This window comes from Aquisphaera insulae (genome assembly GCF_011064615.1).
In the GTDB taxonomy this organism is placed as follows: domain Bacteria; phylum Planctomycetota; class Planctomycetia; order Isosphaerales; family Isosphaeraceae; genus Aquisphaera; species Aquisphaera insulae.
On record NZ_JAALJH010000062.1, the window covers coordinates 16,674 to 30,119 of the forward strand.

The following is a 13,446-nucleotide window of genomic DNA, read 5'->3' on the forward strand; positions in this document are numbered from 1 at the left end:
TCCACCGACCCCGCATGATCGTCGCACTCGCATCCGTCGATCAATCGAGGCGTCCGTTGTGGAAGTTGGTGATGTTGTCTTTCTCCAGCGATCGGACGCTGGTGTCGGTCGTTCCGGCGATGCGCGTGGCATCGAACGGGAGGACCTGGGAATTGCTCTCGGCGCTGTATTGGCCGCCGACTCCATACTGGCCGTCGACTCCCGATGAGATGATCTGGAACGACTGGGCATTGATGAAGCTGATGGCGCCGGACGCTGGGTATGAAGAGGTCGATGTGTAGGGATTGGGAGCCGGGGAGATGCAGGAGGTTGCATTGTTGTAGAGCGGGAATCCCACCCGGAAGCCCAGGGCGATGGGCCCGTCCCCGGCCGGCGCCGTCTCCGCCAAGTTCACGTCATTCGGGTCGTACCCGTTGTTGCCGTACGAAGAGAAGTAGACGTAGAAATTGATGGGGGCCGACGCGGGTGCCACCGGCGCCGGATTCCCCTGGGAGTCGAGATACGCGGGATTGAGCGCACCGGTGTGATTGACGTCGAGGAAGAGTCGATTCGGGGAGAACTCGAAAAGAGGCGCCGTCCGATTCGCGTTGTACATGCCAGCGGCCGTCGGATTGGCGTTGCTGAAGGGGTTCTGCGGATCCTTGCCGAAGCCGGAGACCGACACACCCGACGTGGTCGCCAGCGGGATCCCCCCCAGGAAGAAGACCAGGCACTCGTGTCCGTAGAGGATGTATCCGTCGGTATCGAGGACCCCGTTGCCGTTGAAATCGTAGAAGTTGCTCGCCGTGATGCCCGGCGCGGTGCCGGACGTGCTGAACTGGACCCGCGGGAAGAACTTCCGCATCGCGGCCAGGGACCGCTGCGCGAGCTGGCCCCCGGTCATGTCGGTCGTGCCCGCCACCTTGGCCAGGTTGGTGGTGTCCGTCACGGGATAGTAGCCGCGCTCGGAGAGGTATATCCGGCTCGGTGGGTAGTCGCCGTACTTCGACTTGAAGGCCGCCAGGGCCTGGGCGAGCTGGTTGATCTCGGCCCCGGTCGCCGCCGACTTTGCCGTACGCATGGCCGAGTTGATCGCCGGCAGCAATAGCGCGATCAGGAGGGCGAGGACGGCCATCACCATCAGCAGCTCCACCAGCGTGAAGCCGCGGGGGCCTCGCGGGCCGGGACTGGCGTCGATCGGGCGGGGGCGGGTCATCGGGTCGGGTCTCCGTGGAGTGGGGGGCGGGGCGCTGGTTCGGCCCGCCGCGCCGCCGTCGGGTGGAGTTGTCATCCTTTGAATTACGAATGCCACGCGTTTTTTCAAGGGTCGCCGCGGGGCCATTCGGCCCGAATCGCCCCGCGGCGTGCGGCCTCTCGGCCGCCCGGCCCGTCGATCAGCCGGACAGCTTGGTGATCAGGGTGATCAGCGGCAGGAAGAGCGCGATGACGATGAAGCCGATGATGCCGCCCAGGACGACGATCATGATCGGCTCCAGCAGGCTCACCAGCGACTCCACCGCCGTCTCGACCTCCTCATCGTAGTTGTCGGCGATCTTGTTCAGCATGGTGTCGAGCTCGCCCGTCTCCTCGCCGACGTCGATCATGTTCACGACGATGTCGTCCACGATCCGCGACTCGCGGAGCGGCTGGGCGATCGTCTCGCCCTCGCGGATGCTCTCGTAGATCCGCGTGAACGCCCGCTCGAAGACCGCGTTGCCGGCCGTGTCGCGGACGATGTTCAGCGACTCCAGGATCGGCACGCCCGACTGCACCAGCGTCCCCAGCGTCCGCATCGTCCGCGCCACCGTGGACTTCTCGGCGATGGTCCCCATGACGGGGATCATCAATAATATTCGATCGCAGACATAAGCTCCTGTTTTATTTCGATAGAGGAGCTTGATGAAGATCCAGACGAAGATCGGGAACAGGAAGACCAGGTAGAAGTACTTGATCAGGAAGTGGCTGGCCTCGATCAGGAAGACGGTCATGGCCGGCAGCGGCACGCCGAAATCCTTGAAGATCGACTCGAACTTGGGGATGATGAAGTAGAGGATGAAGCCGACGATGATGCACGCGACCGAGATGACGACGATCGGGTAGACCATCGCCGACTTGATCCGCCGCTTCAGGCTCTGGGCCTTCTCCTTGAAGTCGGCCAGCCGCTGGAGGATCGCCTCGAGGGCGCCGCCGGCCTCGCCCGCCTTGATCATGTTGCAGTAGAGCCGGTCGAACGCCTTGGGGTGCTTGGCGAAGGCCTCCGAGAGCGTCATGCCGCTCTCGATGTCCTCGACCACGTCGCCGAGCGAGTTCTTGAGCACGCCCGGCTTGCACTGGCCCTCGAGGATCTTCAGGCTCCGGAGGATCGGCAGGCCGGCGTCCTGGAGCGTCGAGAGCTGGCGGGTGAACGTGCAGAGCTGCTTGGTCGAGATCCGGCCGATGGTGAACGACTTCTTCTTCTTCCGCCCCCCCTTCCTGGCCGCCGCCTTGCGGGTGTTCTTCTTCGCCTTCTCGGCGATCTTGGTGACGAAGAACCCCTTCTGGCGGATGAGCTGCGCGGCCTCCTCCTGGGTGGACGCGTCGATCGAGTCCTTGACCTCGCGGCCGGTGTGGTCCATCGCCTCGTACTGGTACGTCGGCATCTCGCGCTCCCTCCGGGAAGGGCCGGGGCCCGTGTCGTCTCGGGTGCGGGTCGGGTGTCTCGCGTGTTCGCTGGCCTGCTCTGTCGTGTGGTCTTGAATTTCGGGTTGGCCGGGGGACGGGCATTCCCGCCCGTCCTCCCCGCCGCGTGCGACGCACGCATCAAATCTCGGTCATCGTCTCGCGCATGATCTCGTCGATGCTGGTCATCCCGTCGTTGATGGCCCGCAGGCCGGACTCGCGGAGGGTCCGCATGCCGTACTTGCGGCAGGCGTCCTTGAACTCGTCGAGCGAGACCTCGGAGACGACCATGTCGCGGAGCACGTCGTTCATGACGACGAGCTCGTAGACGCCCATGCGGCCCTTGTAGCCGGTGTTGTTGCAGCGCTCGCAGCCCTTGCCGTAGAACCACTTCTGGGCGGCCGCCTGCTCGGGGGTCAGGCCCAGCTCCATGATGACCTCGGGGCTGGGGGTGAACTCGGTCTTGCAGTTGACGCAGATCTTCCGCACCAGCCGCTGCGCCAGCACGGCCTCGACCGTGGCCGTGATGAGGAACGTGGGGAGCCCCATGTCGCGGAGCCGGGTCACGGCCGAGGGGGCGTCGTTGGTGTGCAGGGTGGTGAAGACGATGTGGCCGGTGAGCGACGCCTGGATGGAGATCTCCGCGGTCTCCAGGTCGCGGGTCTCGCCGACCAGGATCTTGTCCGGATCCTGCCGCAGGATGGCCCGCAGGCAGTTGGCGAAGGTGACGCCGATCTCGGGGTTGATCGGCACCTGGATCAGGCCCTCGATCTCGTACTCGACGGGCTCCTCGGTGGTGATGATCTTGTCCTCGATCTTGTTCAGCTCGTTGAGCGTCGCGTAGAGCGTCGTCGTCTTGCCGGAGGACGTGGGCCCGGTCACCAGGATGATGCCGTTGGGCTTGTGGATCACCGACATCCAGGTGGCCAGGGTGTCCTCCGGCATGCCGAGCTTGCGGAGGTCGAGCTGGACGACCGAGCGGTCGAGGATCCGCAGGACCACGCTCTCTCCGAACATCGTCGGCAGGGTGGAGACCCGGATGTCCACGTTGTTGCCGCCGAGCGCGAGCTGGATCTTGCCGTCCTGGGGGAGCCGCCGCTCGGCGATGTCCAGGTTCGACATGACCTTGATGCGGCTGGAGATCGCCGGCGCCAGGTGCCGCGGGGGCGGCACCAGCTCGTAGAGGATGCCGTCGACCCGGTAGCGCATCTTGTACTCTTCCTCGAACGGCTCGAAGTGGATGTCCGAGGCCTTGTCCTTGATCGCCAGCAGGAGGACCATGTTCAGGAGCTTCCGCACCGGCGCGGCCTCGGCCATCTCCTCGATGGCCTCGAGGTCGATCGTGTTCTGGTTCCGGCCGGCGAACGAGGCGAGCCCCTTGTCCTGCTCGATCTGCTTGACGACGTCCTGGATCGACTCGTGATGCCCCGCGTAGAGCCGCTCGATGGTGGACATCACGTCGCTCTCGGAGGCGATCGCCCCCTTCACGTCCACCCCCAGGAAGAGCCGGAGGCTGTCGATCGTGGAGGGGTTCTGGGGCTCCGCCATCGCCACCGTGACGCTCTTGTCCTTCTTGTTCTGAGAGACCGGCACGACCTTGTAGGCCGTGGCCATGCTCTCGTTGACCAGCTCGGTCATCTCGGCCGGGATGGTGGTGTCCGCCAGCTTCATCACCTTCATGCCGAGCTGCTCGCCAAGCGCCTTGAGGACCTGGTCCTCCTTCACCAGGCCGAGCCGGACCGCGACCTTGCCGAGGAGCTCGTTGGCCGAACGCTTCTGCTCCTCGAGGACCTTCCACAGGCCATCCTCGTCGAGGTAGCCCATGTCCACCATGATCGTGCCGAGTCGTCGAGCCATGCCAGCGTCCCAATCTGATGGTGGATCGAAGTCGATGCGCGAGGGCCGGACGCACCCCCGTGCGGGTTAAAATAGGCCGCCGTACTGTCGAGTGTAGAAGAAGAAAGAAACCGCGTGCGACGGCGCCGAACGGGCCGCGCGAGGGACAGAACGGACGGGCCGCCGCCCCGGCGACCGGGGCGGCGACGACTCATCAACGAATGCGTGCGATCAACCGAATCGTGATTCTACAAAGCTCCCGGACGTTTACGCGAGCCGGGCGGCCTCGTGACGGCCGCGGCGGCTCATTCCTCCTCGTCGCCATCCTCCTCGTCGTCCTCGAAGATGCCCTTCTTGGCGTTCTCGATCCGCTCCCGGAGGTCGTTGGGCTTGCGGGCCTTGTACATGACCTCGGCCTCCTCCACCAGGCCCTGCCGCCAGAGCTGGAAGAGGTTGTCGTCCAGGAGGATCATGCCGTGCTTGCGGCCGGTCTGGATCGAGGAGTCGATGCGGTACGTCTTGTTCTCGCGGATCAGGTTCGAGATGGCCGGGGTGACCACGAGCATCTCGTAGGCGGCGACCAGCCCCTTGGGCTTGCGGGGCAGGAGCGCCTGGGCGAGCACGCCGATGATCGCCACCGAGAGCTGGGTGCGGATCTGGTCCTGCTGCTCCTTGGGGAAGACGTCGATGATCCGGTTGACCGTCCCCTCGGCCGAGTTGGTGTGGAGCGTGCCGAAGACGATGTGCCCGGTCTCGGCGGCCGTGATGGCCGCCTGGATCGTGGCGAGGTCTCGCATCTCGCCGACGAGGATGATGTCCGGGTCCATCCGCAGGGCCCGGCGGATCGCCTCGGGGAAGTCGGGCACGTCGATCCCGATCTCGCGCTGGTTCACCAGCGACTTCTGGTGCTTGTGGAAATACTCGATCGGGTCCTCGATCGTGATGATGTGCCGGTCCATGTTGTTGTTGATCCAGTTGATCATCGAGGCCAGGCTGGTGGTCTTGCCCGACCCCGTGGGGCCGGTCACCAGGATCAGGCCTCGCGGCCGCTGGATCAGCTCGCCCATGACCGTGGGCAGGCCGAGCTGCTCGAACGTGAGGAACTCGTTCGGGATCCGCCGGAGCACCAGTCCGACATTCCCGCGCTGCTTGAAGACCGCCACCCGGAACCGGGCCATCTCGCCGAAGGCGAAGCCGAAGTCCGTCCCCCCGACTTCCTGCAGCTCTTGCTGGCACCGCTCCGGGGTGATGCTCTTCATGAGGGCGACCGTGTCGGGCGCCTCGAGCACCTTGGTTGCCAGCGGCCGCATGTGGCCGTGGAGCCGCACCACCGGCTGGCTACCCACCGTTAGGTGAAGGTCGCTCGCCTTCTGCGTGCAGACCGTCTGGAGCAATTTGTCGATGAGCAGTGTGCCCATGGTCTTCACCCACCTCCCCAGGGATTCTCAGAAAAGGTCCATCTACCTGTTCATCCGCGGGGTATTGACTTTGTCCTGAAGACCAGGTGGCCGATAAATTCCGAAATTGTCGAGCGGAGTTAGGAGAAGACCCGGCTCTCCTCGCTCCTCCTCATTATTTCGGAGGTCGCGGACCAGAATCAAGGGACCCGACGGCTCGCTGCAACATCTGGTTACGCAAAATGGGGCGGCCGATAACGCGGCCGAACGGTCGAGGGAGGGTCCGCGTGGCGCGGGCGGCCCGACTCAAACCGCTCGCGCGGCGTCCGACGGATCCGCCTCACGTCGGCTTCACTTCCTTCTTGGGCGCCGGGACCGGGTCGCTCATGACGTCGTTCTTGGTGATCCGGAGGACCTCGTCGAGCGTGGTCAGCCCCTTGATCGCCTTGATGATCCCGTCCTCGAAGAGCGTACGCATCCCCTGCTTGCGAGCGAGTTTACGGAGTGCCATCGTGGACTCGCCCTTGAAGGCAAGCTCGCGGATGCCGGTGGTCATGGTCATCAGCTCGTAGATCCCCATCCGGCCCCGGTAGCCCTTCTTGTTGCAATTGTTGCAACCCTTGCCCTTCATGAAGTTGGCCTTCTTGGCCAGTTCGGGGCGGAGTCCCAGGCCGGCCAGGACGTGGGCGGGGGGCTCGTAGCGGACCTTGCATTTCGGACACACCTTGCGGACAAGGCGTTGCGCCATGATTGCAAGCACGGAGCTGGCCACCAGGAACGGTTGGATACCAATATCCACCAGCCGTGTAACAGCACTGGGCGCATCGTTCGTGTGCAGAGTACTGAAAACCAGGTGTCCTGTCAGACTGGCCTGAATTGCGGTCTCTGCCGTCTCCAGATCGCGGATTTCGCCCACAAGGAGGATGTTCGGATTCTGCCGGAGCATGGCCCGGATGATCCGGGCGAAGGTCATCCCGATCTTCGCCTTCACCTCACATTGGTTCACCCCCGGCAGGTAGTACTCGACCGGATCCTCGGCGGTGATGATCTTCACGTCCGGCCGATTCAACTCGTTGAGGGCGGCGTATAGGGTGGTCGTCTTCCCGGATCCGGTGGGCCCGGTCACCAGGAGGATTCCGTTGGGACGCTTCACCAGCCCCTTGAACCGGCCGAAGTCATCCTCGGCGAATCCCAGGTCCTGGAGACCGACCTTGATGTTCTCTCGATCCAGGATCCGCATGACGACCGACTGGCCATGCGTGGTCGGAAGGATGCTGACACGCAGGTCGATGTCCTTCCCCGCGACCAGGATCTTGATCCGGCCGTCCTGGGGCCGTCGCTTCTCGGCGATGTCGATCTGCCCCATGATCTTGAGGCGGCTGACGATCGCGCCCAGGAGCCGGCGAGGGGCGGAGTCGCGCTCCATGAGGACGCCGTCGATCCGGTAGCGAATCCGGACGCGGTCGGCGAACGGCTCGATGTGAATGTCGGAGGCGCGGTTGGTGACCGCCTCCTGGATGATGAGGTGGACGAGCTTGATGACCGGCGCGTCCCCTTCCTCCAGGGTATTGGTGGTCCCGGCCTTCGTCCCCCCCCCGCCGTCCTCGGCGAAGTCGATGGCGGTGTCGGTGAATTCCTGGAGCATGGAGTCGACCGACTCCGTCTCCGTCCCGGAGGCGCCGTAATACTTGTTGATCGCCTCGACGATCGCCTCCTTGGGGGCCAGCGCGACCTCGATCTCGCGATTGAGGACGAACCGGAGCTTCTCGATCGTCTCGAAGCCCATCGGGTCATGCATGATGACCTTGATGGTCCCGTTCCCCTCGGCGAGGGGCATGACGATGTTCTCGCGTGCCAGCGCCTCATTGACGAGCCCGACGACGGAGGCGGGGATCTCGACCTCGCGGAGCTCGACGAAGGGGAGGCCGTGCTGTTCGGCCTTCGCCTTGACGATGTCGTCCATCTCGGCGTAACCGAGTTTCACGAGCGCATCCTCGACGGCGGCGCCGGATCGCTGCGCTTCCTTGAGCTGATCCGGGCCGATGATCCCGCGGCGGATCAGGATCTCGGTCCAATCCCGACTCTTGGCCATGGTAATTGGGCTCCCAGACGGAACGTCAGACGGTGAGCAGGCGAGTTCGACACGCCCGTCGGGCTCGGCAGCCCGTTCCGGGGCGGTCGACCGCGGCGAAGCACGGTGTTTCCGGACGGCGCGGCACCGGCGCGTAACGAGATATACCGGGGCACGATGAAAAGCGTGACAGTGAACCGGGAGCAAGGGGGCAACGTAGAGGAGAAGATCGGATCCTATCGGCCCCCTCTCCGAGAAACTTAAAACTACCACTTGCCAAATCTTCAAGCAACTAGCTCCCGAGGATTTCCGGCTCCCGGCCCGCGAGTTGCTATCCGCGCCGCCGCGTCCCGGTGCTCCATCCGAACGATAAGCGGCCGCGGGGGATAGAGTGCTTCACCCGGAGACTCTCCCCGGGTTATGCTGGAGCCGAGTGGTCGATTTCGACGGCGTGACAGGGGGTAGTGATGTCGAGCGATTCTCCGCGTGGTGTGCTGCTGCGGGCGGAGGATGACGTGGCGGTCGCCGCCCGACCGATCCCGGCCGGCGCGACCGTCGAGCTCCCCGGGGGAGCGGTCACGGCGAGGGAGCCGATCGGCCTGGGCCACAAGATCGCGGTCCGCGACGTGGCCGAGGGCCGCGCGGTGCGCAAGTATGGTCAGATCATCGGCTTCGCGTCCCGTCCGATCCCGGCCGGGAGCCTGGTGCACGTCCACAACCTGCGGGCCGACCTCTTCGCGCGGGATTATGCCCATGCGACCGACCGTCCTCCGGTCCCGAAGCCGGAGCGGCCGCGGACATTTCGGGGCTTCCTCCGCCCCGACGGCCGGGTCGGGACCCGCAATTACGTCGCGGTGATCAGCACGGTCAACTGCTCGGCGAGCGTCGCGCGGCTGATCGCCGACCGCTTCCGCGACGACCGCCTCAAGGATGAGTTCCCGAACGTGGACGGCGTCTTCGCGATCACTCACAAGGGGGGCTGCGGCCTCCCATTCGAGGGCGGGGATCACGCCATCCTCGAGCGGGTCCTGGCCGGATTCGCCCGCCACCCCAACGTGGCCGCCTACGTCATCGTCGGCCTCGGCTGCGAGGGCGCCTACGCCCAGCACCTGGTCGAATCGCGTCACCTGACGCTCCGACCGGCCGCCGGCAGCGTCGAGTCGCGGATGCTCGGGGCCGAGGGCCCTCCGCCGACCGTCCTGAACATCCAGGAGGAGGGGGGGATTACCCGGACGGTCGAGGCCGCGGTCCGCGCCGTCGGCCAGCTCCTCCCGGGGGCGAACGCCTGGCGGCGGACCGAGCAGCCGGCCTCGAAGATCTGCCTGGCGATGGAGTGCGGCGGGTCGGACGGCAACTCGGGCGTCACGGCGAACCCCGCGCTCGGGGTGGCCGCCGACCTGATCGTGGGCCAGGGAGGCTCGGCCGTCCTCGGGGAAACGACGGAGATCTACGGTGCCGAGCACCTCCTTACCCGGCGGGCGGCCTCGCGCGAGGTCGGCGAGAAGCTCGTCGAGCGGATCAAGTGGTGGGAGTGGTATACCGGCGTCTTCGGCGCCACGATCGACAACAACCCGTCGCCCGGGAACAAGGCCGGGGGCCTGACCACCATCTACGAGAAATCCCTGGGCGCCCTCGCCAAGGCGGGCTCGACCCCGATGGTGGACGTCGTCGACTATGCGGCCCCGGTGACGAAGCCGGGGCTGGTCTTCATGGACACGCCCGGATACGATCCCCCCTGCACCACCGGGCTGGTCGCCTCGGGCGCGAACGTGCTCGTCTTCACGACCGGCCGCGGCAGCGTCCTCGGGCTGCGGCCCACACCCTGCATCAAGCTGGCGACGAACACGCCGATGTACGAGCGGATGGCCGACGACATGGACATGGACGCGGGGACGATCCTCGACGGCGAGCCCGTGGACGCGGTCGGCCGGCGGCTCTTCGACCGGATCCTCGAGGTGGCCGGCGGCGAGCCGACGCGGAGCGAACGGCTCGGTGTGGGCGAGGAGGAGTTCGCCCCCTGGACGATCGGGCCGACGCTGTGACCGGGCCGGCACGCATGACGCCGAAGGGCTCGGCCCGTCCGCCGTCGCCCGCCGGCCTGCCCGCGACCCTTCTGATCGCGATCGCGGTCCTCCAGCTCGCCTGGCTGGCCTGGTTCCTGATCGTCCCGATGCCCAACTTCCCGAAGGAGTCGGGGACGCTCCGACGCGGCATCCTCCTGCTCAAGGCCTTCCCGCACGTCGTCCCGGACACGCCCTGGGCGGAGTCGCTCCTGGGCCAGGCGGCCGCCGAGCTGAGCCATTTCGAGAATCTCCCGCAGCGGCTGCCGATCGCGGCGGTCGCCGGGCTGATCGCGATGGCCGCGATCGGGCTGGGGGAACTGGCCCTGGCCGGCCTCCGGATCCGGGGCCCTCTCGCCGCGGCCGAGCGGGTGGCGGTCTCGTTCGGGGTCGGGGCCGCGGGCCTCGGCGTCCTCACGCTCGCAGCCGGCCGGGCCGGCATGCTCTCGCCGTGGCCCTTCCGAGCGGGCCTGGCGGCGATCGCCCTGGCGGGATTGGTCGTGAGCTGGCGCCGGCGGGACCGAGCCGGCGCGGTGAGATCGACCTGGCCGCAGGGGCTCTGGCCGGGCGCGGCGATCGCCGTGCCGTTCGTCGTGGTCATGGCGCTGGGCGCGATGTTGCCCGCGATCGACTTCGACGTCCTGGAATACCACATCCAGGGGCCGAAGGAGTATTTCCTGGCCGGGCGGATCGTTGACCTGCCGCACAACGTCTACACCAACATGCCGTTCGGCGTCGAGATGCTCCACGTCATGGCGATGGAGGTGATGGGGGACTGGTGGTGGGGGGCGCTCGCGGGCCAGCTCCTGGTCGCCCTCTTCGCGCCGATGGCCGCGATCCTGATCGCCGGTGCGGCGGGACGGATTGGCGGACCGCGGGCGGCCTGGCTCTCCGCCGCCATCTACCTCTCGACGCCCTGGATCTACCGGCTGGCGGTGATCGCCTACGTGGAGGGGCCGCTCTGCTACTACCACGCCGGGCTGATCGCCGCGTCGATCCTGGCGTGGGGAAATCGCGACCTCCCCCGGGGTCCCTGGTGGGGGCTGATCGGCCTGCTGGCTGGGGGCGCCATGGCATGCAAGTACCCCGCCCTGATCTCGGCGGTCATCCCGTTCGGACTGCTCGCGCTGGCCGATGGCTGGCGAGGGAGGACGGCCCGGCCGATCCTCGCTTATGCCGTCGGCTGGGCGATCGTCATGGCCCCGTGGCTGGGCAAGAACGTGCTGGACCACGGCAACCCCGTGTATCCCCTGGGGTATCATGTGTTCGGCGGCCATCCCTGGGACGCGTCGCGAGAGGCCCAGTGGACCCGGGCGCACGGGCCTCGGCCGGTGGAGGCCCGGGCCCTGGCCGAGTCGGTCGTGGACGTCGCGGGCCGGTCGGACTGGCAATCTCCGCTCTACGTCGCGTTCGTCCCCCTGGCGCTGGCGTCCCGGCGATCGCGGCGAATCGTGCTGGCGATCCTCGGCTACACGGCCTATCTCTTCGTGACGTGGTGGCTGCTGACGCATCGGCTGGACCGCTTCTGGCTGCCGATGCTGCCGGGTCTGGCCGTCCTCGCCGGCATCGGGGCGGACTGGTCGGAGGCCCCGGGCTGGCGGCCCCTCCGCGGGTTCCTCCTGACGGTCGCGATCGCCTGCAATTTCGTGGACTGTTCGACCGCGCTGACGGGCCTCAACGAGTGGACCGGCGACCTGGCGATGCTCCGCCGCGACCTGCCCCGGCGGCTCAATCCCCCGCTGGCGGCCATCGACCGCGAGCTGCCGCCGGGTGCCAGGATCCTCCTGGTCGGCCAGGCCGCGGTGTTCCACATGGACCACGAAGTCGTCTACAACACGGTGTTCAACCCGGAGACGATCGAGGGCCTGGCGGCCGGCAAGACCGACGAGGAGTTCCGGCGGGCCCTCAAGGATCGGGGGATCACCCACGTCTACGTGGACTGGAAGGAAGTCCGCCGCCACCGGGCGCCCGGGGGATACGGCTTCACGGACTTCGTGACCCCGGAGCGATTCGCCGGCTGGACCCGGGCGGGCGTGCTCGGGCGGCCGGCGCCGGTGGGAACCGAGCAGGAGCTCTACGAGGTGCCATGAGCGACCTGGCGATCGTGACCGGAGGGGCGGGGTTCATCGGCAGCCACCTGGTGCGGCGGCTCGCCGAGGCGGGCCGCGAGGTCCGCGTGATCGAGCGGCCGGGCGCGGACCTGGGCGAGCTCCCCGCCGGCGTCGAGGTCCGCTACTCGGACATCCGCGACCGCAGGACGCTCGCCCCGGCGCTGCGAGGGGCGGCGGAGGTCTACCACCTGGCCGCCAACCCCAACCTCTGGGCCCGGGACCGCGGCGAGTTCGACGCCGTGAACCACGTCGGGGCCGTCAACGTCCTGGAGCTGGCGCTCGAGTCGGGGGCACGCCGGGTCGTCCACACCAGCACGGAGAGCATCCTCACCCGCGGCGACTCCGCCGGCCCGATCGATGAAAACGTGCAGATCCACGAGCGTGATGCCGTGGGCCCCTACTGCCTCTCCAAGCTGCGGGCGGAGGACGCGGCGATGGGGATGGCGCGGCGGGGGCTGCCGGTGGTGGTCGTCAACCCGACGATGCCGATCGGCCCGGGCGACCGCGGGCTCTCGCCCCCGTCGAGGCTGATCCTCGACTTCTGCCGGGGAAAATTACCGGTGATCATGGATTGTACCTTGAACTTGATCGATGTTCGCGACGTGGCCGCCGGCCTCGAGCTGGCCATGGCGCGGGGAGAGCCGGGCCGCCGCCACCTGCTCGCCGGTGAGAACCTGACCCTCGCGGGGTTGCTGGAGATCCTGTCGGGGATCTGCGGCGTGCCGGCGCCCCGGTGGCGAGTCCCCTACGCCGCGGCGCTGGCGATCGCCCACCTCAGCGAGTTCCGGGCGGATCACCTCGGCGGCGGCCCGCCCCGAGCGTCGGTCACGGGGGTCCGCCTTGCCCGACGGATCATGCACTTCGATCCCTCGCAGAGCCTGGCCGTCCTCGGGCTTCGTCCCCGGCCGATCCGGGAATCGCTGGCCGACGCGGTGAACTGGCTGGTCGGGATGGGCCACCTTGCCCGCCGGTTGAAAGAGGGTCGATCGGGCTGACGGCCCGGGATGCACGGACAGGCCCCGCGCCGAACGGCTCACGGAGGACAGATACGCCCCCTGATTGAACGACTAAAAACAAAAAGCAGGGGCCCGGTTCGGGTTTGCTTTCTGCCAGTTGATTTGTTACATACGCCAGATCTGAAAATCAGAACCCGGCACGCGCCGATGAGACCGCGTGCCCTCCCAAACTGGCGACCGCCGCATGACGTTCCATCTTCGCCACCACAGGGGAGGATCCCTCGAGCCGCGGTCGAACCGTAAGTTCAAACCAGATCAGTTGAAGCGGCACGGGAGCGGGGGATCATTCGGTCCGATGTGTCGCGGTCGGGTTGCCGG

Annotated in this window: 8 protein-coding genes; 3 read left to right on the forward strand and 5 right to left on the reverse strand. The window is 67.0% G+C overall.

All coding sequences use genetic code 11. The features are described from left to right. Nucleotides 1-40 precede the first annotated feature (40 nt). From G6O54_RS25975 to G6O54_RS25995, 5 genes are all read right to left on the reverse strand, one after another. Nucleotides 41-1,195, reverse strand: coding sequence for a type II secretion system protein (locus tag G6O54_RS25975; RefSeq protein WP_165229763.1), 1,155 nt, complete (start codon nucleotides 1,193-1,195; stop codon nucleotides 41-43). A gap of 178 nt (nucleotides 1,196-1,373) precedes the next feature. After that, entirely contained in the window at nucleotides 1,374-2,618 is a 1,245-nt protein-coding gene (locus tag G6O54_RS25980) for a type II secretion system F family protein (protein WP_165229766.1), read from the reverse strand. A gap of 160 nt (nucleotides 2,619-2,778) precedes the next feature. Further along, a complete protein-coding gene (locus G6O54_RS25985) occupies nucleotides 2,779-4,494 on the reverse strand; it encodes a GspE/PulE family protein (protein WP_165229769.1) in 1,716 nt (571 codons plus the stop codon). 284 nt (nucleotides 4,495-4,778) lie between these two features. Next, nucleotides 4,779-5,891, reverse strand: a complete 1,113-nt coding sequence (locus tag G6O54_RS25990) for a type IV pilus twitching motility protein PilT (RefSeq protein WP_165229772.1) — start codon at nucleotides 5,889-5,891, stop codon at nucleotides 4,779-4,781. 319 nt (nucleotides 5,892-6,210) lie between these two features. Beyond that, entirely contained in the window at nucleotides 6,211-7,962 is a 1,752-nt protein-coding gene (locus tag G6O54_RS25995; protein ID WP_165229775.1) for a GspE/PulE family protein, read from the reverse strand. Between the two features lie 446 nt (nucleotides 7,963-8,408). Between G6O54_RS25995 and G6O54_RS26000 the strand changes: the two genes are divergently transcribed. The 3 genes from G6O54_RS26000 to G6O54_RS26010 are packed head-to-tail and all read left to right on the forward strand — an operon-like array spanning nucleotide 8,409 to nucleotide 13,107. Next, nucleotides 8,409-9,983 carry a UxaA family hydrolase gene (locus tag G6O54_RS26000; protein WP_165229778.1) on the forward strand — a complete coding sequence of 525 codons (1,575 nt, stop codon included), beginning with the start codon at nucleotides 8,409-8,411 and terminating at the stop codon, nucleotides 9,981-9,983. 14 nt (nucleotides 9,984-9,997) lie between these two features. After that, nucleotides 9,998-12,091, forward strand: a complete 2,094-nt coding sequence (locus G6O54_RS26005; RefSeq protein ID WP_165229780.1) for an ArnT family glycosyltransferase — start codon at nucleotides 9,998-10,000, stop codon at nucleotides 12,089-12,091. Continuing rightward, complete coding sequence (locus G6O54_RS26010) at nucleotides 12,088-13,107, forward strand: NAD-dependent epimerase/dehydratase family protein (protein WP_165229783.1); 1,020 nt, start codon at nucleotides 12,088-12,090, stop codon at nucleotides 13,105-13,107. The genes G6O54_RS26005 and G6O54_RS26010 overlap by 4 nt, the downstream gene beginning before the upstream one ends. The last annotated feature ends 339 nt before the right edge of the window (nucleotides 13,108-13,446 follow it).

Coding starts and splice junctions, on each gene's coding strand:
- G6O54_RS25980 (WP_165229766.1), bottom strand. CDS start 2,618: ATGCCGACGTACCAGTACGAGGCGATGGACCACACCGGCCGCGAGGTC.
- G6O54_RS26000 (WP_165229778.1), top strand. CDS start 8,409: ATGTCGAGCGATTCTCCGCGTGGTGTGCTGCTGCGGGCGGAGGATGAC.
- G6O54_RS25985 (WP_165229769.1), bottom strand. CDS start 4,494: ATGGCTCGACGACTCGGCACGATCATGGTGGACATGGGCTACCTCGAC.
- G6O54_RS25990 (WP_165229772.1), bottom strand. CDS start 5,891: ATGGGCACACTGCTCATCGACAAATTGCTCCAGACGGTCTGCACGCAG.
- G6O54_RS26005 (WP_165229780.1), top strand. CDS start 9,998: ATGACGCCGAAGGGCTCGGCCCGTCCGCCGTCGCCCGCCGGCCTGCCC.
- G6O54_RS25995 (WP_165229775.1), bottom strand. CDS start 7,962: ATGGCCAAGAGTCGGGATTGGACCGAGATCCTGATCCGCCGCGGGATC.
- G6O54_RS25975 (WP_165229763.1), bottom strand. CDS start 1,195: ATGACCCGCCCCCGCCCGATCGACGCCAGTCCCGGCCCGCGAGGCCCC.
- G6O54_RS26010 (WP_165229783.1), top strand. CDS start 12,088: ATGAGCGACCTGGCGATCGTGACCGGAGGGGCGGGGTTCATCGGCAGC.